Origin of the sequence: Bradyrhizobium diazoefficiens, assembly GCF_016616885.1 — a bacterium.
In the GTDB taxonomy this organism is placed as follows: Bacteria; Pseudomonadota; Alphaproteobacteria; order Rhizobiales; family Xanthobacteraceae; genus Bradyrhizobium; species Bradyrhizobium diazoefficiens_F.
Window position 1 is genome coordinate 2,020,072 of sequence record NZ_CP067102.1, and the last position, 23,765, is coordinate 2,043,836.

A 23,765-nucleotide genomic window follows, 5' to 3' on the forward strand; every position below is an offset into this window, starting at 1 on the left:
TGCGGAAGTAGCGGTCGAGTGCGATCGGGATGTGATGGCAAAGAAGAAGCATAACATCGATCTATCGGATCCCAATCTGGCGAGCCTTATCCTGCGACTCGCAATTCCCTCTATTGTTGGCCTATCGATCAACGCGGTACAGCAGGCCGTCAATGCGATCTTTGTTGGTGCACTTGGCGCGCAGGCGATCGCAGCTGTCAGCATGACCTTGCCTGTCGTGGTCCTGCTGACGGCAGTCGGTCAGGGAATCGGGGTTGGAACAGCCTCGTTCATATCTCGTCATCTTGGTGCTGGTGAGTACCTGGAGGCAAGTAGGGGCGCGAGTACTGCACTGGCCCTGGCCGCTCCGATCGGTGTCATGTTTACGGTTCTCCTACTGCTAAACTTGCGACGGATCTTCGTAACGCTCGGGGCAACTCCAACCATCATGCCCGTGGCGCTCGACTATGCGGCGACGCTATTGTTCGGGTACACCCTGATGCTTCTAAACATCGTCAACGGCTTCATCGTTAGAGCCGAGGGCAACACACGTTTCAGCATGTGGACGATGCTTACCGCCTTCATACTGAACGCGGTGCTCGATCCGGCCTTCATCTTCTTACTGGATCTCGGTGTACGAGGCGCAGCCCTCGCAACGCTGGTATCTCAGATCGCTGCCATTGGCCTCTATATTGCGCATTTTTCGAAGCTACGCGGAATAGTCCTCGTCAAGATATCTTACGTCTCATTGCGAACACGTCGCATCAGACAGCTCGCGTTCATAGGAGCGCCAGCAACCATGACCGGCATTTTGTCTGCCATTGCCTCTATGCTCTTGTACGGAGCTGCTGCGCCGTTCGGGGACGACTGCATCGCGGCCATGGGAATAGCTGTGCGATTGCTGACGATCGGCGCACTGCCTGTCACCGGCTTTTGTATGGGCTCTCAGGCTGTCTTGGGTTTCGGTTGGGGCGCACGCGATCTTCCCCGCGTATGGAAGACTGCAAAGCTCATGCTGTTCATGACTGTCGCGCTTTCGGTCGCGTATTCTGCGGCCGTTGTGAGTTTTGCCCGACCTTTGGTCAAGCTGTTCAGCGATAGCGAGAACGTCACGGAAATTGCCGTCTTGACCTGTATCGTTTTCCATCTCTTTTTTTGGCTTTTTGGTGTTGAGAGTTTCGTGACGACGATGCTTCAGTCGTTCGGGAGAGCACGCCTCAGCGTGATTGTCTCCTTGGCCAGGCACGGCTATTTCTTCATACCGGCCGTACTGTTGTTGCCAGTCATATCTGGTTTCAACGGGCTGTTGGCCAGTCAGGCGATCGCTGAGCTGGGTGCTGGAATGATTGCACTGTTTGTCATGTTCCACCAGTTTGCTGAGCTCAGACGAGCGCTCCGGCACGCAACTTCAAGGCCGATCGGGATCGCGGGTTGATCTGACCACGGACATCGTCGCTGACCGGAGCATTGAGCCTACATAGCCGTGGAGGTAGTGCTCTCAAGAAGTGACGCACGTAATGTGCAGGAGCCATGCAGCTATAGTGGTGTTTCTCGGCCTGTTCACTTGTGGTGCTCTGCGGCTGGGCTTCGCGAGGGTTGCTCCGGGACGCGGCTCTTCGCTCATCGCCTGCTCCATATTGCTTTCCACGAAACGGCCCTTGGTCCGCGACACGGTCGAGCCGCTCACGCCAACGCTCGCGGCGATCTCCTCGTCGCGCGGCTCGGCATCAGCGGCCAGAAGAACCTGTACACGTGAACAAGGTCCATCACGCCATCACCCCGGGATCAAGATGAGGTCGGGCTACATTTCGATTGAAATGGAGACCGAGCGCAGGGTGATCTGAGTCTGAGGCCTTGGCGAAGACGGCTTCAATGCGTTCACGGACTTCGCAATCGAAGAGCCTGATCGAGCTGATCAGATTCTACAAAGAAAGCCGTGGACTGCTTGCCCGGGGACCCTGCGGCCTGCGCCGAATGGATGCGCGCCAGGCGTTGAAGGTAACGCTTGAGCAGACCGATACTCCAGCCAACGCCGCGAGATGAGCCTTTCCAATCGCTACGAATTGGCGGGCTGTGGCAGACGGGTCGAACCAGAAAATGGCAGGACTGCGTCGGACGTTTACCTTGCAGAGATTCAGTGACTTCCCATTGCGGCAGGCACCAATCAAGAAAGCGGTTGGTATCCAATGGCGCCTAGCCATTAGCTGAGGCAAAGCAATGCGTGCTTTCGGGCTCGAACGGCCCGAAAGCACGCAGCGTTGTTCTCGGTCTCCGCCCGACGCGAGCCCAAGCTCCGCGATTTCGTCATCTATAGTTACGGCTTCCGAAGCTTGGAGCGGCGAGCTAGCAGTTTCAGTCAAACTTGTAGGAGGCCTGCAGGAACGTGCCCCATCGCTCCATGCGATAGTTCGCAGGAAAGACCCCCAAGGCAACAGGAGAGCTGTCCTCCCGTTGGGCTTCATTGGGGAGTATCTTGCTATGTTTTTGAGTCCACATGGCCCAATACCGGGCGCCGATACCGACGCTGAAATTGTTGGTGAGGAAATATGAGAGAGTACCTTCTACCTGCACACCACCGCCACCGCTCCCGCGTTGATCGCTGAAGAACGTCAAGTCTCGCAACAGATGGTTGTCACGGCCCTGGAAGTTTGTCCAGGGCAGGTAAGCAACGTCGGCGCTGATGCGCCAGCGGTCGAGCAATATGGTTTCAGCACTCAGACCGATGCGCAGCGCATTCCAATCAGTGTCTTGGCTGCCGATGACCATCTTTCCGCCAACTGCTTGATGGCATGGCGGTGAGGAAGCGATCTGCGTGCATCCTGTCGTGTCAGATTTCTGGCCGTAGTAGGTCCAGCCCATGAACCCGCCGGCTTTGAAGGCGGTGCCGCGCAAGAAATCGTAACCCGCATCGGCCGTGTAGTACATGAATCTTCCGTTCGCCTGGCCCGATGTCGTGTTGGAATAGGCGAAGCCCGCGCCCCAATCTTCATCGTTCACATTTCCGCTGTTGAAGCGGCCGACGCCGATATTGCCCTTCAGGAATATCCCCCATGGGCTGTCCACACGTTCGAACAACTCACCGGAGATCCCATCCAGCTTGTGGTAGGTCAGCCTTGATGCGAGCTCGCTCCCGAAGCCCCATTGAAACTTTCCGCGACTCAGCCAGAAGCGTGTGCCGCTTTCCTGTGACCAACCCCGCGTGAAGGCAATCGGCGACGCGCTGACAGTGGGCCTTGCCCCGTATGGCGGCGTCTCGAACCATCCCGGCGTCGTCGAATCAGCACCGAAATGATAGTTAAGAGCAATTTTGCCGATATGATAGCTGCTGGACGGGTGGGTGATGTTGGCTGGGACGGTTGCCAACGGAAGTCTTGCGGTCGGAGGGGTTGCAACACCTGGTCCACCAAACCACAGATAATCGTACTCAAGTCCAACGGACCATGCAGGCGTGATCGCCTGCTCGACGCCGGCGCCGATTGTGCCGCCGACCCGACCATACTCGAAATGAGTTGCATTCTGTGGCGCCCAGCTAAATTCCTGGTTGTTGACGACATCGCCCTGATTGTGTTGCCAGGCCACACCTCCCTTGAGATAAGCCAGCGTATGTCCCTGCGAGCCGAACCCGTAACCGAGGCGCCCGGTGCCGGTGACAAAGACGTCTGGATTCGCATTGCAGGTTGCGCTCACAACAGATCCGGAAACGGCAAGACAGGTGTTGGTACCGTCCGACGCAGCGCCACTGGCATCCACTTCAACGCCAAAGACCCAGCGGTCCTTCTGCCAATTGTAACCGATCTGACCTCCCAGCAGGAACACTGGCGTATCGACGAGGTCCCCATAGAGTGACGGACCGTACGGATCCGTGAATGATGTCCGGCCATAGCCCCCGCCGACGTGCGCGCCGAAATATCCTCCGGTCCAGCTCCACAGCACCGGTGGGGGTTTTACTGCGGGCTTAAGATCTGCCGAATTGACCGCACCGCTTGCAACGAGCGCAACTGTTGCTGCACTCCAAGAAAGAACTCCAGATCGCATCTCACCTCACGAAAACACAACGCGCGCGCCATCTTGCAACCAAGCCCGAATGGCCGATGTTGTTGGCGCCGCCTCCACGCCGCTTAAGGTGTGCAGGATCGAGGCCAGCAGACGCGATGCGCATCGCCTGCGGTTTTTCGTCGGCGCGGTCGTCCTCTCCTGTCAAGGATGGCGGATTTGAAACGCGATGCGTCTTATGACGGACACAAACCGCGTCCCGCATGCTCGGCGATTCCGGATTGAATACGTCACCGCTCTCTTGCCAAATAGTTCGTCTCTTGCTCGAGCGGCCTCGCAAGCTTGCAAATATTCTTCTTTGAGCTGGACAAGGGCAATGCGAACCCTCAGCGGCCAAGGCGGCCAGTGAGAACTTCCGCTCGAGGATCACGCATCATCGAATGATTAAGCGTTTCGGGGGCGTAAAGTATCGATACTTGCCGGCGAGCGTGCCGTTAACGAACTGCAGGCCGTGATTGCCATAAATCATATCCTCACGCACGTAGCCGTCGGCTATGGCTTCTTGATTGTTGCCTCCAACTGTCTTCTGAGCGATTGTCATTACTTGCTTGCCTGCCGGAGGACCGAACATTTCAATTGCGGCAGCGCGGAGTGTGCCGAGTTTCAAGGTATCAAACTGTTTGGCCGGAATCACTCCGCCTGCCTTAATGGGCTCAGCTCTCATTCGCGAGAGATTTTCAGATCCAATTGGCTTACGAGCCACAACTTTCTCGATGCAGTGAGAATGAATTGGAATGCCGGGGTGCGAGTCCCATTTAATGTAATGATCGGACCGTAAGATCTCCCAGCCGGCCTGCGCATAGATTGCCTCAAGCTCTCCACGCGAGAACGATTTCTTGTGACCGCATGCCAAACTCTCCTCAGGGATAGGATGGTCTGCCTGATCAAGCGTGTTGGTGAAGCAGTGGAACCCTCCAGGTCGTGTCCGATCCATCAATACAGTCACGAGCGGTTTCCAGACGGCCCGTTCCGTGAAATGCAACACGCAGTGCGCGATAAAGACGTCGAGGTAAGCAGGCGACTGGAATGCTTCAACAGGAGCGACACCGCTCGCTACATTCACGCCGAGAGCGCCTGCGAGCCGGTTCAGTTTGGCGACGGCGGCTTCAGATATGTCGCTTGCGATGACCTGATGGCCAAACTGGGCCAAATAGAGGGCGTTGCGCCCCTCACCGCAACCCAGCTCGACAATCACACTCTTGGCGCGCAGAGCTGGGGTTATCTCGAAGATTTCGGGACTCGGACCGCCCATACACGACACCTCGTGGTCGGCGTAGCCCGAATCCCACCAAAAGGGTGAATGCTTGGCCATCTTTTGCATGCCACACCTCACGCTGCCTGATATTGCTCCTCGAGGGCTGCCATCCTGGCGGAGTAAAACATCCGAGCTATGATGCTGGAGTACTTAAAACCCGTTCGAGTCAGTTGATAAGCGTCACCATCTGCCAAATTCACGAGTTGCAAAGATTCAAGCGCCTCGAGTTCTTCGCCAAAATCAGCCGCGAGCGCTCGTCCGAATACTGCAGCGTAACTACTTCTGCTCAAAGCTGACAATGTGAGGCCAAGCAGGACGTAACGATGCCGAAGATCGTCCTGCGTCAGCCTGATTCCGTGCGATGCTATCGCGTCGGGATCGAAGGGGCGGGCCGAGAAGGCGTTGATGATGGGCAAAGCCGCACTCGAGCCTACGGCATAGTCCGTGCTACAATGGTATTGGCCAAAATAGCTTCTGGCGCCGGCCCCCAGTCCTAGCAGGGGCGTTCCCTTGAAATCCGACACCTCCTGCCGATAGGCATGATCGCCAGCAATCCTGGTGAAGCGTGTGAAGGATTCCTGGCGGTAACCTTTGGACGCCATCAGTGCAACGTTCTGATCGTAGACCTCATACTTTTCCGCCTCAGAGAGGAATAGTTCAGGATTGTGCGCCTTCGAGATAGTGATGCTCGTCATCGGACGAACAACGACGGGATACAGAGAGAGGGTCTGCGGCTCATAGTCGAGCACCCGGCCAAGCGAAGAGATCAAAGAATCACGGGTTTGACCACGCAAGCCGTAGATCAGATCAAGATTGACGTGAGAGAAACGCGCGATGAGGGCGTTGATTGCCGCTTTTGCAGTCTGGAGCGAATATGGCCTGCCAGAGTGCGCAAGCTCGTCGGCTTCCATGCTTTGGATACCCATGCTCATTCGGTCAACGCCAAGTGCCTTCAGGCAATCCAGGAGGTTGTTGTCGAAAGAGTCTGGCGTGCTCTCGACCGTCGTCTCACATCGCGGGCTTCGTTTTGGAAAGGCTGCATTGAGGGCGGCGAAGAGCTCACCAAATTGACGCTGCGTCAGAAGGGTTGGGGTGCCGCCGCCGAAATAGATACTTACAACCTCTCGATCTCCGAAGTATTCTCCATATCGAGCGATGTGCTCCACCAGTCGAGCAATGTAAGACGCCGCGGTCTCCCCTCTATGGCGCGTTGTAAGAAAAAGCGTGCAGTAGGTGCAGCGATAGCGACAGAACGGAATATGGATATAGATGTTGATTTGCTTTGAGCGACTGGCCTGCTCAACGACATCAGTCATGCGGAGTGGCTGGGAAAAAGCCCGATATGCTCGCTTCGAAGGATAGCCGTAGACATAGGTTGGCAGCTCCTTGTTCGCTATGTTTGTCCAAAGAAAGTCCAGACGATCCATGACTTAACCCGTCGATTGCCAAAGCAGATGAATGCCTGAAGGCCGTCCTCTCAACGCCACAAGTCACAGTCAGCAGTTTCCCTCGAACCTGCTAATCCGCATTCAGGATGGCGTTTGCGCCACTTGTGCTCTTCGGTTTATGTGCAAGGGACCGAACGCGCGCATATATGGCTACAGCGGCTGCGACGCCACCATTCGCCCAAGACCACCTTCCCGAAGTTGCGGTCGCCTTTTTCCGGAGTTAGTTCGGTCACACCATAGGGTGACATATCGGTCTTCATTGTTAGCTCCTTCTCAAATGCGAAGGTCAGTAAGTGAGGCCGGTTGGCAGCTCCTGCCGCCGAGCTATCGCTGAAAGTTGGTGACGGCGGGAATCGGAAAGGCGGCATATCGTGGGGGTGCTTGACGCCTCCACTTCTCCACCGAAGGAGCGATATGCCGTGTCCAAAGATAACATCATCAAGCTGATTCAACCAGGAAACGTCGACGATCAACTCACCGAAATCTTGCGCAATGGGGCGCGTGCTCTGTTGGCCCAGGCGGTCGAGGCCGAGGTCGCGGACTTTCTCGGCAAGCATGCCGATTTGAAGACCGCGGACGGCCACCAGCGCGTCGTGCGCCACGGTCACCTGCCGGAACGCGAGGTGATGACCGGTATCGGTCCGGTCGCCGTCCGCCAGCCGCGTGTACGCGATCGCGAGGCGGACGCTATCGACCCCGACCGCATCCGGTTCTCTCCGTCGATCCTGCCGCCCTACATGCGCCGCTCGAAATCGATCGAGACGCTGCTGCCGATCCTTTACCTGAAGGGTATCTCCACCGGCGACTTCTCCGAGGCTCTGGCGGCGCTGCTCGGCAAGGATGCTGCCGGGTTGTCGGCATCGGCTATCGGCCGTCTGAAGGACGGTTGGCTCGACGAACACACTGCGTGGCAGAGGCGCGATCTGTCGACGAAGCGCTACGTCTACATCTGGGCCGATGGCATCCATCTCCAAGCACGCCTCGAAGACGAAAAGCAGTGCATCCTTGTGCTGATCGGCGCGACGCCGGAAGGCCGCAAGGAACTGGTCGGCTTCACCGATGGCGCCCGCGAGAGCGCGCAGGACTGGCGCGATCTGCTGCTCGACCTGAAGCGGCGCGGGCTCGACGTGCCGCCGCGGCTCGCCATCACCGACGGCGCGCTCGGGTTCTGGAAGGCCGCCGGCGAGGTCTGGCCGAAAACGCGCGAGCAGCGCTGCTGGGTGCACAAGACCGCGAATGTGATCGCCAAGTTGCCGACGAGCCAGCAGCCGAAGGCCAAACGCGCGTTGCAGGAGATCTGGATGGCCGAAACCAAGGCCGCCGCCGAACTGGCGTTCGACGCTTTCATCGAGAGCTACACGCCCAAATACGAGAAGGCGGCCGACTGCCTGAGCAAGGACCGGGACACGCTACTGGCGTTCTACGACTTCCCGGCCGAGCACTGGAAACACCTGCGGACGACCAATCCCATTGAAAGCACCTTCGCTACCGTGCGCCACCGCACGATCCGATCGAAGGGTTGCCTGTCCAACAGGACGGCGCTCGCGATGGTCTTCAAACTGCTTGAAGCCGCGCAGAAAAGCTGGCGTCGTCTCGATGGCCACAACCAGTTGCCAAAACTCGTTCTCGGTGTGACATTCAACGACGGGATCGAGGTCATCGCCAAACCGACTGACCGTCAGCCCATAACCGCCGCCGCCTGACCGGCCAGGCCGTCACCAAAATTTAGCGATAGCTCCCTGCCGCCGCACAATGAGAGAAACTCAAGAGTCGTGCCAACTCCGCAAGACGGGCCCCCAAAAAAGTCGTTCTGTATTTTGCTCAGCAGCTTAACTGCGAGCGCAGCGGCACGTCGAGCGAACGTCACGTGTCGCGGACGCGATTCGATCCACTTGACCTCCGGACTAAAGCACCTCGGCACTCCGGTCTCCCGACGTAGCGGATCATTCGATTACCCGAGGATTTCCGTCGTTTTCAGGCCGCCGCCTTAAGATCTTGAGTGCGGTAGGTCCAGGGCAGTAGCCGGTCGACGCGATTTGGCTGTCCGTTGATGATACCCGTCAGGACGTCGGTGAACTAGGCGACAGAATTGGCGCCAAGCGCCTCAGGGTAAGCGGTCGTCCTTGTTGATCGCAACTAGGATGGCTGTCGATCCCGCGTCCCGCCGCCTAGGGGCGGCGCGATGCTGACGCTCCTGCGGCTGCTTTTGCTCGATGAGAAGCTGAGGCGTCCGTTTTGTCCATTCACATTCGAGCTTTATCGGACGACCTCGATCCGAACAAATCAAGTCTGCAACCACGAAGCCGGTGCTGTCCTGCTGAGCGCGCGCTGGTGACTGTCATCACTACCAGCAAACGCAGGGGTTGTTGATGCCAGATGTTGTCGGGTTTGTAACAGCGGTCTGCGGCTAAGTCGGGATCACAACAATGTTCGGATAGGCCGCTCGCGCGCGCTATCTGCTTTCAAATGCACGGATTTGTTCCTCTGACGCAGTCTTGGCACGATCATTGCCAAACCTTGGCCGAGCGCCGTCAATGCCAACAGGGAACTCCGAGGGGAGCATGAGTACCGTCACCACTCGCAAGATCGCAGAAATCATGGGCTGCGCGGAGCAACCTATCCGGAATAAGCTGCTTATCGAGCACGCGCTGAAGGTTGACCCGGAGAAGACCGGGAAGAGGCGCGCTTGGCATGTCCGCTTCACTCGTATGCGCGTGAACGAGCCAGGCGGCGGAGCTAGGTTCATCCGCCGCAGGGACGTTGGGCAGCGCGACCTCTCAAAGGCGTTCGCAGTGGTATTCAGAACACTGCATTGTGCGGATGCGCTAACGAGGGCCTGGTTGAAGAATGCTCTGCTGACGATTGGTTCCGGATTTCAGCATTCTCTGTCTGCGACATTCGCGCCCAAGCGATTGGTCATGACATGGTTCGGTATCGGTCCATTGAATTGGCGCTCGGTCGCGTCTCTCGTCAACATTATCGATATCCTCAGGCTGGCGTCATTTCGGCAGCCGGTCGATGATCTCGCGCGGCATCTACCTGTCTACGTCACAGCGAGTCTGCAGCCACCCAACACAGGCTGGCTTTATTTCGCGGAGACGAACGGAGCCATCGCGAGAGCAGTTGCCCTTGGAATAATCTCGTCCGGACTTCTGGCTCAGATCGCCACACTATCGGAGTATGTCCGCGCAGCCATTCTTGTGAGTCACGATACATAGCGGGGGCCATAGCATGAGAGTGCCGGCCAAACTGCCGTCCAATCGACGCTTCGGCCTCACATTTTGCGCCGTATTTCTTGCATTGGGCGCATGCGTGGCCGTCAAGGGACAAGTCGCTGCCGCTTACGTGTCGCTCTTTGCGGTTAGTGTCGCATTCGGCGGCATAGCATTGATCGTCCCGCGAATTCTCACGCCGCCCAACCTACTCTGGTTCTACTTCGGCGAGTTGCTTGGACGGATCGTCAGCCCGCTGGTTCTGGGCATCATTTATTTCGGGCTTCTAGTACCGATCGCCTTCATCGCTCGCTTGCTCGGGCGCGATGAGCTTCATTTGAAGCGACGACCGGTCGCAAGTTACTGGATCAGTCGTAGCCCGCCAGGTCCGACAGGTCAGTCCTTCACACACCAGTTCTGAGGCGCATATGTTTCTCTTCATCAAGGAACTCTGGGCTTTCATGCGTGTTCGCAAAAAGATGTGGCTCGCCCCCCCAATTCTTCTCATGGTGCTCATAGCCGCTCTGCTAGTTCTGGCGCAAGGCTCTGTCATGGCGCCATTCGTTTACACGCTGTTCTGACCAGTGAATATCCTGGGTATCTCAGCTTACTACCACGACTCAGCCGCTTGTCTCGTCTCAGACGGCCAACTGGTAGCTGCCGCGCAGGAAGAGCGCTTTACGCGGAAAAAACACGATCCAGGCTTTCCTGCCTGTGCGGCTCGTTACTGTCTCGGCGCTGCAAGGCTATGTCCAGCCGACGTCGACTATGTAGTCTTCTACGACAAACCCTTTAGTAAATTCGAGCGGATATTTGAAACCTATCTAGCTTTCGCGCCGAAGGGATTTAAGAGTTTCGCAACGTCGATGCCGGTTTGGCTGAGGGACAAGCTGTTTCAAAGAACGTTGATTGCCGAGGCCCTGAACGAGCACCTCGGGAGTGATGTTGATTGGTCGAGGCGACTCCGCTTTTCAGAGCACCATCTCAGTCACGCGGCGTCGGCGTTCTTCCCGTCGCCATTCCACGAAGCCGCAGTGTTAACGATGGATGGTGTCGGAGAATGGACGACAACCTCGCTTGCGATCGGTAAGGGAAAGGAACTATCAGTCTACAAGGAGATTCACTTTCCGCATTCGCTTGGCTTGTTGTACTCAGCGTTCACTTACTACATCGGTTTCAAGGTGAACTCCGGTGAGTACAAGGTAATGGGACTGGCGCCCTACGGCGAGCCAAAGTATGTGCATCTAATAAAGAAGCACCTGATCAACATCAAGGAGGATGGGTCATTCCACCTGGACATGAGCTTCTTTGACTATTGTACCGGACTAACAATGACCAATGGTCGCTTCGAGACGCTATTTGGTGGTCCGGCCAGACGCCCGGAAAGTGGGTTGACGCAGAGGGAGATGGACCTAGCGGCCTCCATTCAGGCCGTTACCGAGGAGGTCATCCTACGGCTTGCAAAAGAAATCCGGACTACAACCGGCCAGAGAAATCTCTGCCTCGCAGGAGGAGTGGCGCTCAATTGTGTTGCGAACGGAAAGCTCATGCGGGAAAAACTCTTCGACAACATCTGGATTCAGCCGGCTTCTGGCGACGCCGGCGGCGCAGTGGGCGCAGCACTGGCTGCCTACCATCTCATGCTTGAAAAGCCCAGGAGCGTCCATGCGGGCGACAGCATGAACGGCGCGTACCTCGGACCGGAGTTCAGTCAGCGCGAAATCGAAGAGCGTCTAGGAAAAGCCGGCGCGGTATTCACGGCGGAAAACGATGAAGCACTGATCGACAGTGTCGCACATGCTCTGGTCGACGGTAAGGCGGTTGGGTGGATGCAGGGTCGGATGGAGTTCGGCCCGCGAGCGCTCGGCGGACGTTCCATCATTGCTGATCCCCGCTCAGCGACTGTCCAGAAGCAGCTAAATCTGAAGGTGAAGTATCGCGAGTCTTTCCGCCCATTTGCGCCGAGTGTTTTGCGAGAGGACGTGTCGCAATGGTTTCAGCTTCATTCCGACAGCCCCTATATGCTCCTTGTGGCCGACGTGCTGAGCACGAAGCAGTTGCCGATGTCAGAAAAGCAAAGGCAGCTCTTCGGTATCGACAAATTGAATGTCGTGCGCTCGGAAATTCCGGCCGTCACACACGTGGACTACTCCGCGCGCGTGCAGACTGTGCACAACACGACCAATCCGCGGTTTCACAGATTGATATCGAAGTTCAAGGAGCTAACCGGATGCCCTGTTCTCGTGAACACCTCATTCAACGTGCGAGGAGAACCGATCGTTTGCACTCCAGAGGATGCGTTCCGTTGTTTCATGGGAACGGAAATCGAAGTGCTGGCCGTCGGCAATTCGCTCTTACGGAAGGAAGACCAGAGCAGAACGTTGATGAAGAACTATCGTCGTTGCTATGAACTCGATTAGAACGCGAGGCGTTCAAGCTGTGCGCCTGGCAGCCGTCGTGATTTCTATCTCCTGTACGAACGATTTTGGCGCGCATTTCGAAGAAAGCCATCCGCATGGATGTCAAAACAAAAAACGCAATCTTCGGAATGCTTTCAATCGCTACTAGCCTGATTACGGCTGCCGCCCTACTGGAATTCTATGTGCGTTTAACGCAGGCAGACGGCACTAATTTTGACATCGAAATGTGGCGTTACGCCAAAGACCTGAAAGTGGTTAGTGACATACCCGGTGCAGGGCACGAACATACCCCTGGAAAGGGTGGTGTTTACATGGGGGTGCCAGTCACAATCAACTCAGCAGGTTGGCGCGATCGCGAACATTCCGTGGAGAAAGAGAATGGCACAGTCCGAATCATGATGCTGGGCGACTCCTTGACGTTTGGATGGGGCGCAAGACCTGAAGACGTCACATCATACCGATTGGAAAGATTGCTGAACGCGAAGGAAAAGAAATTCGAGGTCATAAATGCTGGGATTGGAAATGCCAACACAGCTATGGAAGCGACGTACTTCATGAAAAAGGCTTACGTATACAAGCCTGACATCGTCGTACTGAACTATTTTATCAATGACGCAGAGCCAACACCGCGAAGGACGGAGAATGTCCTTCTAGAGCACTTCTATTCAGCAGTATTCATCGCGGGTCGTTTCGATGCCCTTCTGCGAACATACTTCGGCAAGGCTGATTGGCAGCACTATTACCGCGGTCTCTACCAAGAGAATGAACCCGGCTGGTTGGTTGCACAGGCTGCCTTGAAAGAACTTGCGAGCTATTGCAAGGCGCGAAACATCAAGCTCATTGTAGTTAACTACCCGGAACTGCACGAGCTGTCCCCATATCCATTTCAGGACATAACGAGTCTCGTTGCCTCCAAGGTGAAAGCGCTCAGTATACCATTTCTGGACCTTCTTCCGGCTGTGGAAAATCAAGCCCCACGGTCCCTCTGGGTCACGAACACAGACTCCCACCCAAACGGTAAAGCGGCCGGACTCTACGCCGACTCAATTATGAGAGTCCTTGTGGCCCAAATTCCCGAAGACTTTCGAGGGTCTGCAAATTGAAGGAATCCTCTTCCACGGAAAACCGTGTGGAAGCAGATGCGCTGCTGAAAACGGCCGCTGTGAGGACGAGGGTCGTTCGCTTGACGGCCCTATTGAACGAGATATGGGCAATCCTTGGTGTCGCTCTCCTTTTGCTGACGACTCTGGAAGTATCGCTGACATCCTACTACGAGAGAGCTGACAAGAGAGAGCGTCAAAGCGCCGCCAAGGCTGCAGCCAATTCTGGCGTATATGCAAATCCCTACCTGGCGGAAGAATACTTCAAAGAACTCACCGATGCCAAGGCGCGGGTGTGGGCTTCATATACGCAATCACAACAAACGGACTATGCGGGCAAATTCATTAACGTACACCAAGGCACCAGAAGAACGTGGCACTCCGAGGCAATTAAGGATGATAAGCGTACCAGGTTGAAAATATTCTTTTTTGGCGGGTCGACTTTGTGGGGGCTTGGATCTGGGGACGACTTCACCATTCCCTCCCTTGTCGCCAAAATGTTAGCCGAAAATGGAATCAGCGCCGACGTCACAAATTATGCAGTCATTGGGGATGTAACGACCCAAAGCTTGATTCGCCTCGTTCTCGAATTGAGAAAGCGGAATGTTCCTGATTTGGTGGTCTTTTACGGCGGATCGGTTGAGGCTTTCTCCGCTTGTTATGAAGGAGAACCGGGCGTTCCGCTTGGCAACTCAAACCTCGAAAAAAGGCCTCCAAAAAAGGAGGCAAAAGCGCGCATAAGTATAAGATTAGAAAACTTCGCGCTGATAAGACTGCTCACCGGCAAACCACAGCTCGCTGGGTGCTCGAAAAAATTGGACGTGTTGTCTGACGGAGCTCTAGATGTCTATCTAGGGAATGTTCGGTTTATAGAGGCTATTTCAAGGAGCTTATCCTTTAAAACATTATTCTACCTTGAGCCTCAGCTGTCTGATAAAACACACAGGACAAAATATGAAGAGGATCAGCTTTTAAAATCAGAGAAACGGCTTCCAGGAAAAAACGATCTTTACTCTCTGATGAGAAGCAAGTTGGTCAAGAGAGAAGATGAGAGTTTGGAGCAAAACCTGTTTCATGACTTGCGTACTATCTTTGCCGATGTTGCCAGCCCAATTTACATGGACGGCGGGCATTATGGCGAGGATGGAAATGATCGGATATCTCGGAGAATTACAGCCGATATATTGGCACTATATGCTCCCGTGAAGTGAACAACAGAGCTGGTCCCCGTTGTCTGAACAGAGTTTTCAGCGCACCGCTCGGCGCTCATGGCCAAGAACAGCCGCCGGCACCACGGCATCCACCACCGCCGCCACACCCTGTACGTCTTCTTCAATAACCGCCTGCTGCTTCTCGCAACAGACGTCGCCAGCTGAACAACTGGTGCGGCGACAATCCATGTCGTCGCGCTACCGAACAGACCGAGTTGCCGCTCGCTACGATGACGACCAACTGGTTGTCTGGCCGCTCGCGTCGAGATGATCTTGGCGGATTTCGAACAACGCCAAGATCGCTATAGGGATGTCAGGCCTCGGCGATGAGGCTGGTGCGATGAAGGGCGGCAGTCCGTATCGAGCTTGTTAGTTGCTCGGGAAAGTCCCTAGGAAGGGCTTTGAGCACATCGTTAAACGCTGTTTCGAACGTTTCTGCGAGATCCTTGAAGATGGAGCGTACGACGGCAAGCCCGACGCCGGAAATCTCGGCCGTCTGTATGAAATGCCGAGGTAGGATTTCATTCACGGTGTAGTGTCGGCTCTTGCCGACCGACATCGCAAGCTTAAGTACCTTGGGTTGAATTTGCTTTGCGTCAAGACTGGGTTGTGCACTGAGCACATCATAAAGTGGTGTCAGACGAAAGCGGCCTCCGGGGCCGAGAAAGACGCTGAAATTCTTGGCGTGACCGTCAGTTGCTCCAATCAGCCAGAACACGATGCTCGCACGGAGCAACATCGTGAGATCTTGAGTTGGTGCATCGCTTCCTTTCAGCAGCTCCAGAATGTCCTTTAGTCCGGGCCCGCCATCCGACTGATATTTTCTGGTCGGCGGGACCGACAACGCTTGGCAGCAATCCTCCTGGGGCAGGCGCAGTAATCGCTTGTCGCTTGTCCAGCGGCGATCAAAACGCTCGACAACGAGCGTCCGGCGGCCTCCAGACTTAGTCATCTCGACGTTCGCTGCCGGGATACCAAGAGCTGAAATGAGTTTGAGGCAGAAGAATTCGTTCTCGACGCTGTTTGAGAGATCGATGCCGTTCGGCAAGCGGCCCATTTGCGGCTTCAGGATATGGGTGGTGGCGGTGGTCCCCACCGGTTTGTACCATTTGCCGTCCTGGCGCAGCAAAGCGGTCTTTTCCTGCGCACCGGCGATGGAGATTCGAAAATCTTCGTCCTCATCGAGACCGAGCGGAGCCGTCGCCAGATTTTGAATGATATGCGCGACTTCATCGTCACTGATGAGCTTGCCTTCGATCTTGCCCGCCGGCCCCGGATCGATGCCTTCCGGTAGAAATTGGAGTGCCCCGACGCAGTCATGTCCGAGAGCCGAGAGCATGCTGTAGGCGTCCGTACCGGTCGCGCCGACACGTTCGGCGACGCGCCTGCGTATCTGTTCGCTGTCCGGCAGCAGATTGTCGAACACGTTGATGACCGGAGCACCGATATAGCGGTCCTCGCGAAGGGGGAGGGAGAGCGAGATCGGGAAGGTCGACTGCCATGAGAGCCATTGCGCGTCGTAGCGAAAATCAATGGCGCCGCTGGACTCGCGCTTGAGTACGCCGACCAGGCGGCCATTTACGAACACGTTTAACGGAGCGTTGGCTTTCGGACGGGGCATTAGAATGCGCTCTCGATATCGGCCGCACTCGCTTTACTTCGCGGGCGAACCACCAATTCCAAGTCAAGGGCAGCCAGCGCTTCCATGAGGGTGTGGAGTTGAATGGCGGGTGCACCCGCCTCAAGTCGGGAGACGGTTCCCTGACGCAGATGGATGTTTTTTCCGAGCCCGGATTGCGTCAGTCCGGCCTGCTTGCGAGCCCTTCGCAGAATGGCTCCCAGTTGTTTTTCGGTGCGGGCGATGTGCTGCGGCATGTGAACCTCGAGCACCAATATACGCGATCTCGTATACATCGGCAATATACGCAAGTGCGTATATCAAGAAAATAGACGCGAGCGCGTATAAAGCCAAGATATACGCATTCGCGTATTTCTGCCGCTCCTTTAAATGTCCCGCTAATATTCCGGATGACCGAGCACCTTTCCCAGCCAATTCCAACCGAAACCGTCAGCAAGCTTTCGCCGTCTCATTTCATGAGAAGCTTCGGCGTGAGCCTGACTACTAGTTAAGACGCTGAAGACCGTGCCGCCTACAGCGGCCCGTCGGCATCGAAGCAATCGCGAGGCGAGAAATTCCAGGCGGTCGCGCATTCATCTGATAGCGCTCGATCCTGCCATCACTACCCGGCCATCCAATGCCTGGCTGCCGTACGCGGCCTCGACCAAACCGACATAGGCATCATCAGGCGTTTCGCGCGAGTTGTGGCAGAACGGCTGTTCGATGAAAGCGTCATTGCGCCGGAGAATGAGCAGGAGATGACGATTTCCAACCGGTTGTTTGGCATCTCCCTTTTTGCGTCATGTTACGGGAGAAATGAGTTCGCGAACGAACTCTGCAAGATATTTCCGAATCGCTCGGTATGCTTCCCGTAAACTTCCTTGCCAGCTGCAAATCGAATTGTTCCGTTTCTCACTGTCGCGATCTCTTCGCGCGCTGTGAATTGGGCGATTCAAATCCGTAACATCTCGGAGTTTCCCCAGTTTGCGCGCGCCGCTGCGGCTGGCCTGCTTCTTGCTGTCCTTGTTGCAGCGATAAGTCAAAGCCGAAGACGGGAGGGGGCATGGGCGCGGCAATGGAAACATTTTACAGCGTGATCAGGCGGCAGGGCATCACGCGCCGGAGTTTTCACAAATTCTGCAGCCTGACGGCGACAAGCCTCGGGCTTGAGCCGTTGGCGGCGGGTCGCATCGCCAACGCGCTCGAAGCCAAACCGCGTGTGCCGGTGATCTGGATGCATGGTCTTGAATGCACCTGCTGCTCAGAGAGCTTCATCCGCTCCGCGCATCCGTTGGCGAAGGATGCCGTGCTGTCGATGATCTCGCTCGACTATGACGATACCATCATGGCGGCCGCAGGCCACCAGGCGGAAGCGATCCTCGAAGAGACCCGCGCCAAACACAAGGGTCAGTACATTCTTGCCGTGGAAGGCAATCCGCCGCTGAACGAGGGCGGCATGTTCTGCATCGACGGCGGCAAGCCCTTCGTCGAGAAACTTAAGATGATGGCCGACGACGCTATGGCGATCATTGCCTGGGGCGCATGCGCGTCCTGGGGGTGCGTGCAGGCGGCCAAACCCAATCCGACGCAGGCCACGCCCATCGACAAGGTCATTACCAACAAGCCGATCATCAAGGTGCCGGGATGCCCCCCGATCGCCGAAGTGATGACCGGCGTCCTCACCTTCATCACGGCCTTCGGCAAGCTGCCCGAGCTCGACCGTCATAGCCGGCCGAAAATGTTCTACTCACAGCGCATCCACGACAAGTGCTATCGACGATCGCATTTCGATGCCGGGCAGTTTGTCGAGGAGTGGGACGACGAGGCGGCGCGGAAGGGCTATTGCCTCTACAAGATGGGCTGCAAGGGCCCGACCACCTACAACGCCTGCTCGACCGTGCGCTGGAACGGCGGCGTGTCCTTCCCGATCCAGTCGGGCCACGGCTGCATCGGCTGCTCCGAGGACGGCTTCTGGGACAAGGGCTCGTTCTACGATCGTCTCACCAAGATCCAGGAGTTTGGCATCGAGAAGAACGCTGACCAGATCGGCGTGGCTGCGGCCGGCGCCGTCGGTGCCGCCGTGGCGGTGCACGCGGCCGTGACCGCTGTGAAGCGGCTCGCCTCCAGGCGCGCAGACGCAAATCAAGATCGTTAGTCGATTTCAGGGGATTAACGATGCGCATCCAGACACCGAACGGATTCAAACTCGACAATTCCGGCAAGCGCATTGTCGTCGATCCGGTCACTCGCATCGAAGGTCACATGCGCCTCGAGGTCAATGTCGACGCAAACAACGTCATCCGGAACGCCGTATCCACGGGCACGATGTGGCGCGGCATCGAAGTCATCCTGAAGGATCGTGATCCGCGCGACGCCTGGGCCTTCACCGAACGGATCTGCGGCGTGTGCACCGGCACGCACGCCCTGACATCGGTGCGCGCTGTCGAGAATGCCCTCGGAATCATCATTCCAGAGAATGCCAATTCGATCCGCAACCTGATGCAGCTCGCGCTGCAGGTGCACGATCATGTCGTTCACTTCTATCACCTGCACGCGCTGGATTGGGTCGACGTGGTCTCGGCGCTCTCGGCCGACCCGCGGGCGACTTCCACGCTCGCGCAGTCGATGTCGAATTGGCCGTTGTCATCGCCTGGCTACTTCAAGGACCTCCAGACACGCCTCAAGAAGTTCGTCGAGTCGGGACAGTTGGGTCCTTTCAAGAACGGCTACTGGGGCAGCAAGGCCTACAAATTGCCGCCCGAAGCCAATCTGATGGCTGTGGCGCATTATCTGGAAGCGCTCGATTTCCAAAAGGAAATCGTAAAGGTCCACACCATCTTCGGCGGCAAAAATCCTCATCCGAACTGGCTCGTCGGCGGCGTGCCCTGTCCGATCAATGTCGACGGGACCGGCGCGGTCGGAGCCATCAACATGGAGCGGCTGAACCTGATCTCCTCGATCATCGATCGTCTGATCGAATTCAACGAGCAGGTTTACTTGCCTGACGTGGCGGCGATCGGGTCCTTCTACAAGGATTGGCTCTATGGCGGGGGTCTTTCGAGCAAGAGCGTCCTCACCTATGGCGACGTGCCCGAACACGCCAACGACTACTCCTCAAAGAACCTGAAGCTGCCGCAAGGGGCCATTATCAACGGCAATCTCTCGGAGGTGTTTCCAGTCGACCATGCCAACCCCGAGGAGATCCAGGAATTCGTCGTTCACTCCTGGTACAAATATCCTGACGAGACCGAGGGCCTGCACCCCTGGGATGGCGTCACCGAGCCGAACTACGTGCTCGGGCCCAATGCGAAGGGCACCAAGACAGCGATCGAGCAGCTCGATGAGGGCGGCAAATATTCCTGGATCAAGGCGCCGCGTTGGCGAGGCCACGCCATGGAGGTCGGTCCGCTCGCGCGCTGGGTCGTCGGTTACGCCCAGAACAAGGCGGAGTTCAAGGATCCGGTCGACAAATTCCTGAAGGACCTCGACCTGCCGCTGTCGGCCCTGTTCTCGACACTCGGCCGCACCGCGGCGCGCGCGCTGGAATCGGTCTGGGCCGGGCGCCAGATGCGCTATTTCCAGGATAAGCTCGTCGCCAATATCAAGGCCGGCGATAGCTCGACCGCCAATGTCGAGAAGTGGAAGCCGGAGAGCTGGCCAAAGGAGGCCAAGGGCTTTGGCTTTACCGAGGCGCCGCGCGGCGCGCTCGCGCACTGGATCAAGATCAAGCAAACCAAGATCGACAACTACCAGTGCGTGGTGCCGACCACCTGGAATGGCTCGCCGCGCGATCCCAAGGGAAATATCGGCGCATTCGAGGCCTCCTTGATGGATACGCCGATGGCGAATCCCGAGCAGCCGCTCGAGATCCTTCGCACCATTCATTCCTTCGATCCGTGCCTGGCGTGCTCGACCCACCTCATGAGTCCGGATGGCCAGAAACTGGCGAGCGTCAAGGTCAGGTAAACCAGGGATGAAGCACCATGACGGATGCGGTTGACGGTCGTTCGAAATCTGAGCCGAATCTCGCTGCGATCGCAGCGGACGGGGACGGTGGACATGCGATCGGACGTCCCATGGTCTATGTCTACGAAGCACCAGTGCGAATCTGCCACTGGGTCAATGCGTTCTCGGTCGTCGCGCTGATGGTGACCGGCTACCTGATCGGAATGCCGTTGCCGTCGATGGAGGGCGAGGCGAACTTCGTAATGGGCTATATCCGCTTCGTCCACTTCGCGGCCGGTCAGGTGCTGGCAGTGTTCTTCCTCACCCGCCTCTTCTGGGCTTTCGTCGGCAACCATCATTCCCGGCAGATCTTCTATTTGCCGGCTCATCGCAAGCAGTTCTGGCGAGAAATGCTGGATGAAATCCGCTGGTACGCGTTCCTGGAACACGAGCCGAAAATGTATGTCGGCCACAATCCCTTGGCGCGGACCGGGATGTTCACGGGCTTCACGCTGTTCGTGGCCTACATGATCATCACCGGCTTTGCACTCTATTCGGAAGCCAGCGGAATCGATAGCTGGCAGCACAAGCTGTTCGGCTGGGTGTTCGCGATCTGGCCGAACAGCCAGGATGTGCACACCTGGCATCATCTCGGCATGTGGGCGCTCGTGACGTTCGTCATAGTGCACATCTATGCCGCGATCCGCGAAGACATCATGTCGCGTCAGAGCATCATCTCCTCGATGGTCTCCGGCGAACGGCAATCTCGCGACTGAACCCAGAAACGAGGCCTATGCCGACATCTTCAACAGACCGCATTCTGGTGCTCGGCATCGGCAATATCCTGTGGGCCGATGAGGGGTTCGGCGTGCGCGCCGTGGAGGAATTCCACCGCCGCTACGCCGTATCGGACAATGTCACCATTCTCGACGGCGGGACGCAGGGCCTCTACCTCGTCAGCTATCTGGAAGAGGCCGATCGTCTGATCGTGTTCGACGCGATCGACTATGGGCTCGAGACGGGAGAGTTGAAGCTGGTGCGCGACGAGGAAGTTCCGCGTTTCACGGGTGCGAAGAAGATGAGCTTGCATCAGACCGGATTTCAGGAAGTCATCAGCGCGGCGGATCTGCTCGGGCGCTGCCCGAAGCATCTCGCGTTGATCGGCTGCCAACCGCGCGATCTCGAAGCCTGGGGCGGCCCTTTGACCAAGCCGGTGAGCGATCAGATCGGGCCGGCGATCGAGCTGGTCTGCACAATCCTGGCTGAGTGGGGCGCGACGGCGAGTCTGCGTAGCGAGCCGCTGCCGGAGTCCGAACGGCTGCTCGCCAACGATATCGACCATCAGCACTACGAGATGAGGATGCGGCCGGTCTGACCGGCGTGCGCGACCGGAGACGCGGGATGTGCCTTGGCCTGCCGATGACGATCGTTGAAACTGACGGGGTTTCGGCGCTATGCGAGTTTCGCGGCGAGCGGCGGCGCGTCTCGATGCTTTTGCTCTGCAACCTGCCGGTCGGAACCAAGGTGCTCGTCCATATCGACACCGCGATCCGTCTGCTCGATGAGGCAGAGGCGCGACTGATCGCTGATGCGATCGAGGGGCTGACCGCGGTGCTCGGTGGCGAGGATTGCGACCGTTTCTTCGCCGACCTCATCGAGCGAGAGCCGCAACTGCCCGAGCATCTCCGGCTCGACCAAGCGGCCCATATTCCAAATCCGATCCTCGATGTAACCCGCGTCGCGGGCGGCTCGGGTTGGTCCGCTGCGGATGAAAGACAAGCTTCCAGATGACAAGCTATTCCGTTGAATGCGGAAAGACAGTCATCATTCGAAACCATCCCTCTTCGCGGACGCGAAAAATGAATGATCTATCTCAATGAGATCGGTCTCAGGAAAGGCGATAACTAATCGTGACATGTGCCTTGCTAACCTCTCGCGTCAGAGAAATAGGCTTGCCAGAAGGCTGATGGAATTCCAGCAGGGAAAGCATGATCTGACGCGGCGCGGCCTGCCCGAGGTCGATGCCGCGAATGTCGATCGGTTTCTTGGCGCGGCCAATGACGCCGGTGCGGTGGCCGTGCTGTTGTCGACGGGCGATCCCGCGCGTTTTATGGAGGCGATCGACGTCGCGGTCGTGTTGCCGGAACTGATTGACGCCTTTCGGGGGCAGTTGCGGGGGGCCGTGATCGCGCGTCGCGCCGAGAGCGAGCTCGGCCAGCGCTTTGGCGTGCGGGTGCAGCCCACGCTGATCTTTGTCGCCAAGGGCGAAACGCTCGGATTGATCGCCAAGATCCAGGACTGGCCGGTCTATGTCGACCGCATCGCCAAGCTGATCGACCTCCGCGCGGCGGGAGCGTGTTGTTGTGACACTCATCATTCCCCAGCATCGCTCACAGGGTATCGAACCATGAACGCGGGTTTCCCGACCGCGCCTGGAGCCGCCGAACAGCCGATCAACGTGTTTCCGTTCGGCGAGGAAAGCCTGAATGCATCGAGCGGCAGCCTGACAGCCGCGGGCGCCTTGGCGAAGCTTGCCACGCTCGACAGCGCGGAGCTGGCCAAGCGCTGTCCGAATGCAATCGATCTGCTGTCGAAAGTGGTCGTGGCCATCGCAAGCCAGAAGACCGACGCGCCGACCCGATTGTTCCGGCTCGGCAATCTCGACGATCTCGAGCGCAAGCTGATTGCGGACGTGCTCGGCGAAGGTGAGATTGCCGGCTTCGTCGCGCTGCCGGACGGATCGATGGCGCAGATCCAGGAATCAGTGCTGGCCGGAATCTGGCACGTCCGGCTCGAGACCGACGCCAACCATGAGTACCTCGAAGTCGGCGCAATCCCGGAAATCGTCAAGCGCGCCGCTGCTGATCTTACCACTACGGATTTCGAGATCGGGCAGGCGCCGGAAGGCGCGATGAACGCGCTGCCGGTGCTCGCGGAAATCCGCGAGCGCGCGCTGGCCTGGCGGCCGAGCATTCGCTCGCAAATCATCAATTTCACGCTGCTGCCGATGAGCCCCGTCGACATGAGCTTCCTCCAGGACACCATCAGGAATGGGCCGGTCCAGCTCGTTTCGCGCGGCTACGGCACTTGCCGGGTGCTCTCGACGGCTATCCGCAACGTCTGGTCGGTGCAGTTCTTCAACGCCATGGATGCCATCATGCTTGACACGCTGGAGGTTGGCGGTGTGCCGACCGTGGCAATCGCGGCTGACGAGGACTTCGAAGACTCCGCTGAGCGCCTCCAGGAAATCATCGAGGCCTATTTCAAATGAGCGCATTCGAAAATTTTGGCGTTCGCCAGGATGTTACCGAAGGCACGCAGCTGGAATGCGGCATCTGCTGGACGGTCTACGATCCCGCCGATGGCGACGATGTCGCGCAGATCGCATCCGGCACGCCCTTCGCGGTCCTTCCTGACGATTGGCGCTGCCCGAACTGTGACGCGCCGAAATCCAAATTCATGGCCATCGCATGAAACCTGATGCGCAAGCGCCTGCCACTGACGCCGACGCGGCAGCTTGGGGG

Annotated in this window: 21 protein-coding genes and 2 pseudogenes; 17 read left to right on the forward strand and 6 right to left on the reverse strand. The window is 57.4% G+C overall.

Annotation, left to right across the window (positions count from 1 at the left end; translation table 11 throughout):
- Window positions 1-34 precede the first annotated feature (34 nt).
- Window positions 35-1,414: an MATE family efflux transporter gene (locus tag JJC00_RS09065; RefSeq protein WP_200472252.1), complete on the forward strand. Its 1,380-nt coding sequence runs from the start codon at window positions 35-37 to the stop codon at window positions 1,412-1,414.
- A gap of 917 nt (window positions 1,415-2,331) precedes the next feature.
- Here the strand turns inward: JJC00_RS09065 and JJC00_RS09070 are convergent.
- The 3 genes from JJC00_RS09070 to JJC00_RS09080 all read right to left on the reverse strand — a co-directional run bounded on the left by JJC00_RS09070 (window position 2,332) and on the right by JJC00_RS09080 (window position 6,714).
- Entirely contained in the window at window positions 2,332-4,014 is a 1,683-nt protein-coding gene (locus tag JJC00_RS09070) for an outer membrane beta-barrel protein (protein ID WP_200472253.1), read from the reverse strand.
- A gap of 391 nt (window positions 4,015-4,405) precedes the next feature.
- Window positions 4,406-5,353, reverse strand: a complete 948-nt coding sequence (locus JJC00_RS09075) for a class I SAM-dependent methyltransferase (RefSeq protein WP_200472254.1) — start codon at window positions 5,351-5,353, stop codon at window positions 4,406-4,408.
- An 8-nt stretch (window positions 5,354-5,361) separates the two neighbouring features.
- Window positions 5,362-6,714, reverse strand: a complete 1,353-nt coding sequence (locus JJC00_RS09080; protein ID WP_200472255.1) for a coproporphyrinogen-III oxidase family protein — start codon at window positions 6,712-6,714, stop codon at window positions 5,362-5,364.
- A 440-nt stretch (window positions 6,715-7,154) separates the two neighbouring features.
- Between JJC00_RS09080 and JJC00_RS09085 the strand changes: the two genes are divergently transcribed.
- From JJC00_RS09085 to JJC00_RS09115, 8 genes are all read left to right on the forward strand, one after another.
- Window positions 7,155-8,438: an IS256 family transposase gene (locus JJC00_RS09085; protein ID WP_200471915.1), complete on the forward strand. Its 1,284-nt coding sequence runs from the start codon at window positions 7,155-7,157 to the stop codon at window positions 8,436-8,438.
- A 479-nt stretch (window positions 8,439-8,917) separates the two neighbouring features.
- Window positions 8,918-9,070 (forward strand): hypothetical protein, encoded by a 153-nt coding sequence (locus JJC00_RS09090; protein ID WP_200472256.1) that lies wholly within the window; start codon window positions 8,918-8,920, stop codon window positions 9,068-9,070.
- Between the two features lie 226 nt (window positions 9,071-9,296).
- Window positions 9,297-9,953 (forward strand): hypothetical protein, encoded by a 657-nt coding sequence (locus JJC00_RS09095; protein ID WP_200472257.1) that lies wholly within the window; start codon window positions 9,297-9,299, stop codon window positions 9,951-9,953.
- Window positions 9,954-9,966: 13 nt separating this feature from the next.
- The gene (locus tag JJC00_RS09100) at window positions 9,967-10,368 is read left to right on the forward strand and encodes an SxtJ family membrane protein (RefSeq protein WP_200472258.1); all 402 of its coding nucleotides are present in this window, start codon (window positions 9,967-9,969) and stop codon (window positions 10,366-10,368) included.
- Window positions 10,369-10,426: 58 nt separating this feature from the next.
- Window positions 10,427-10,528, forward strand: coding sequence for a DUF5989 family protein (locus tag JJC00_RS38010; protein ID WP_433996522.1), 102 nt, complete (start codon window positions 10,427-10,429; stop codon window positions 10,526-10,528).
- Window positions 10,529-10,531: 3 nt separating this feature from the next.
- The gene (locus JJC00_RS09105; protein ID WP_200472259.1) at window positions 10,532-12,367 is read left to right on the forward strand and encodes a carbamoyltransferase family protein; all 1,836 of its coding nucleotides are present in this window, start codon (window positions 10,532-10,534) and stop codon (window positions 12,365-12,367) included.
- A 95-nt stretch (window positions 12,368-12,462) separates the two neighbouring features.
- Window positions 12,463-13,470 carry an SGNH/GDSL hydrolase family protein gene (locus tag JJC00_RS09110; protein ID WP_200472260.1) on the forward strand — a complete coding sequence of 336 codons (1,008 nt, stop codon included), beginning with the start codon at window positions 12,463-12,465 and terminating at the stop codon, window positions 13,468-13,470.
- Window positions 13,471-13,496: 26 nt separating this feature from the next.
- Entirely contained in the window at window positions 13,497-14,678 is a 1,182-nt protein-coding gene (locus JJC00_RS09115) for an SGNH/GDSL hydrolase family protein (RefSeq protein WP_200472261.1), read from the forward strand.
- A gap of 121 nt (window positions 14,679-14,799) precedes the next feature.
- On the opposite strand, the gene JJC00_RS38730 is transcribed toward JJC00_RS09115, so the two are convergent.
- From JJC00_RS38730 to JJC00_RS09130, 3 genes are all read right to left on the reverse strand, one after another.
- Window positions 14,800-14,919, reverse strand: coding sequence for a transposase (locus JJC00_RS38730; protein ID WP_349643538.1), 120 nt, complete (start codon window positions 14,917-14,919; stop codon window positions 14,800-14,802).
- A 72-nt stretch (window positions 14,920-14,991) separates the two neighbouring features.
- Complete coding sequence (locus tag JJC00_RS09125; RefSeq protein ID WP_200472262.1) at window positions 14,992-16,299, reverse strand: type II toxin-antitoxin system HipA family toxin; 1,308 nt, start codon at window positions 16,297-16,299, stop codon at window positions 14,992-14,994.
- The gene (locus JJC00_RS09130) at window positions 16,299-16,553 is read right to left on the reverse strand and encodes a helix-turn-helix domain-containing protein (protein ID WP_200472263.1); all 255 of its coding nucleotides are present in this window, start codon (window positions 16,551-16,553) and stop codon (window positions 16,299-16,301) included. Before JJC00_RS09130 ends, JJC00_RS09125 begins: the two co-directional genes overlap by 1 nt.
- 806 nt (window positions 16,554-17,359) lie before the next feature.
- Between JJC00_RS09130 and JJC00_RS09135 the strand changes: the two genes are divergently transcribed.
- The 8 genes and pseudogenes from JJC00_RS09135 (at window position 17,360) to JJC00_RS09170 (ending at window position 23,715) form a co-directional block, all read left to right on the forward strand.
- On the forward strand, window positions 17,360-18,451 hold the full coding sequence (locus tag JJC00_RS09135; RefSeq protein WP_283816808.1) for a hydrogenase small subunit: 1,092 nt from the start codon (window positions 17,360-17,362) through the stop codon (window positions 18,449-18,451).
- Between the two features lie 20 nt (window positions 18,452-18,471).
- On the forward strand, window positions 18,472-20,262 hold the full coding sequence (locus tag JJC00_RS09140; protein ID WP_200472265.1) for a nickel-dependent hydrogenase large subunit: 1,791 nt from the start codon (window positions 18,472-18,474) through the stop codon (window positions 20,260-20,262).
- Between the two features lie 17 nt (window positions 20,263-20,279).
- Window positions 20,280-21,017, forward strand: a complete 738-nt coding sequence (gene cybH / locus JJC00_RS09145; protein ID WP_200472266.1) for a Ni/Fe-hydrogenase, b-type cytochrome subunit — start codon at window positions 20,280-20,282, stop codon at window positions 21,015-21,017.
- A 17-nt stretch (window positions 21,018-21,034) separates the two neighbouring features.
- A complete protein-coding gene (locus JJC00_RS09150) occupies window positions 21,035-21,616 on the forward strand; it encodes a HyaD/HybD family hydrogenase maturation endopeptidase (protein WP_200472267.1) in 582 nt (193 codons plus the stop codon).
- A gap of 26 nt (window positions 21,617-21,642) precedes the next feature.
- A pseudogene (locus tag JJC00_RS09155) lies at window positions 21,643-21,930 on the forward strand (HypC/HybG/HupF family hydrogenase formation chaperone); the annotation flags it as partial.
- Window positions 21,931-22,207: 277 nt separating this feature from the next.
- Window positions 22,208-22,492: pseudogene (locus tag JJC00_RS38945) on the forward strand (hydrogenase accessory protein); the annotation flags it as partial.
- A 156-nt stretch (window positions 22,493-22,648) separates the two neighbouring features.
- The gene (locus JJC00_RS09165; RefSeq protein ID WP_200472269.1) at window positions 22,649-23,512 is read left to right on the forward strand and encodes a hydrogenase expression/formation protein; all 864 of its coding nucleotides are present in this window, start codon (window positions 22,649-22,651) and stop codon (window positions 23,510-23,512) included.
- Complete coding sequence (locus JJC00_RS09170) at window positions 23,509-23,715, forward strand: rubredoxin (RefSeq protein WP_200472270.1); 207 nt, start codon at window positions 23,509-23,511, stop codon at window positions 23,713-23,715. The genes JJC00_RS09165 and JJC00_RS09170 overlap by 4 nt, the downstream gene beginning before the upstream one ends.
- Window positions 23,716-23,765: the final 50 nt, after the last annotated feature.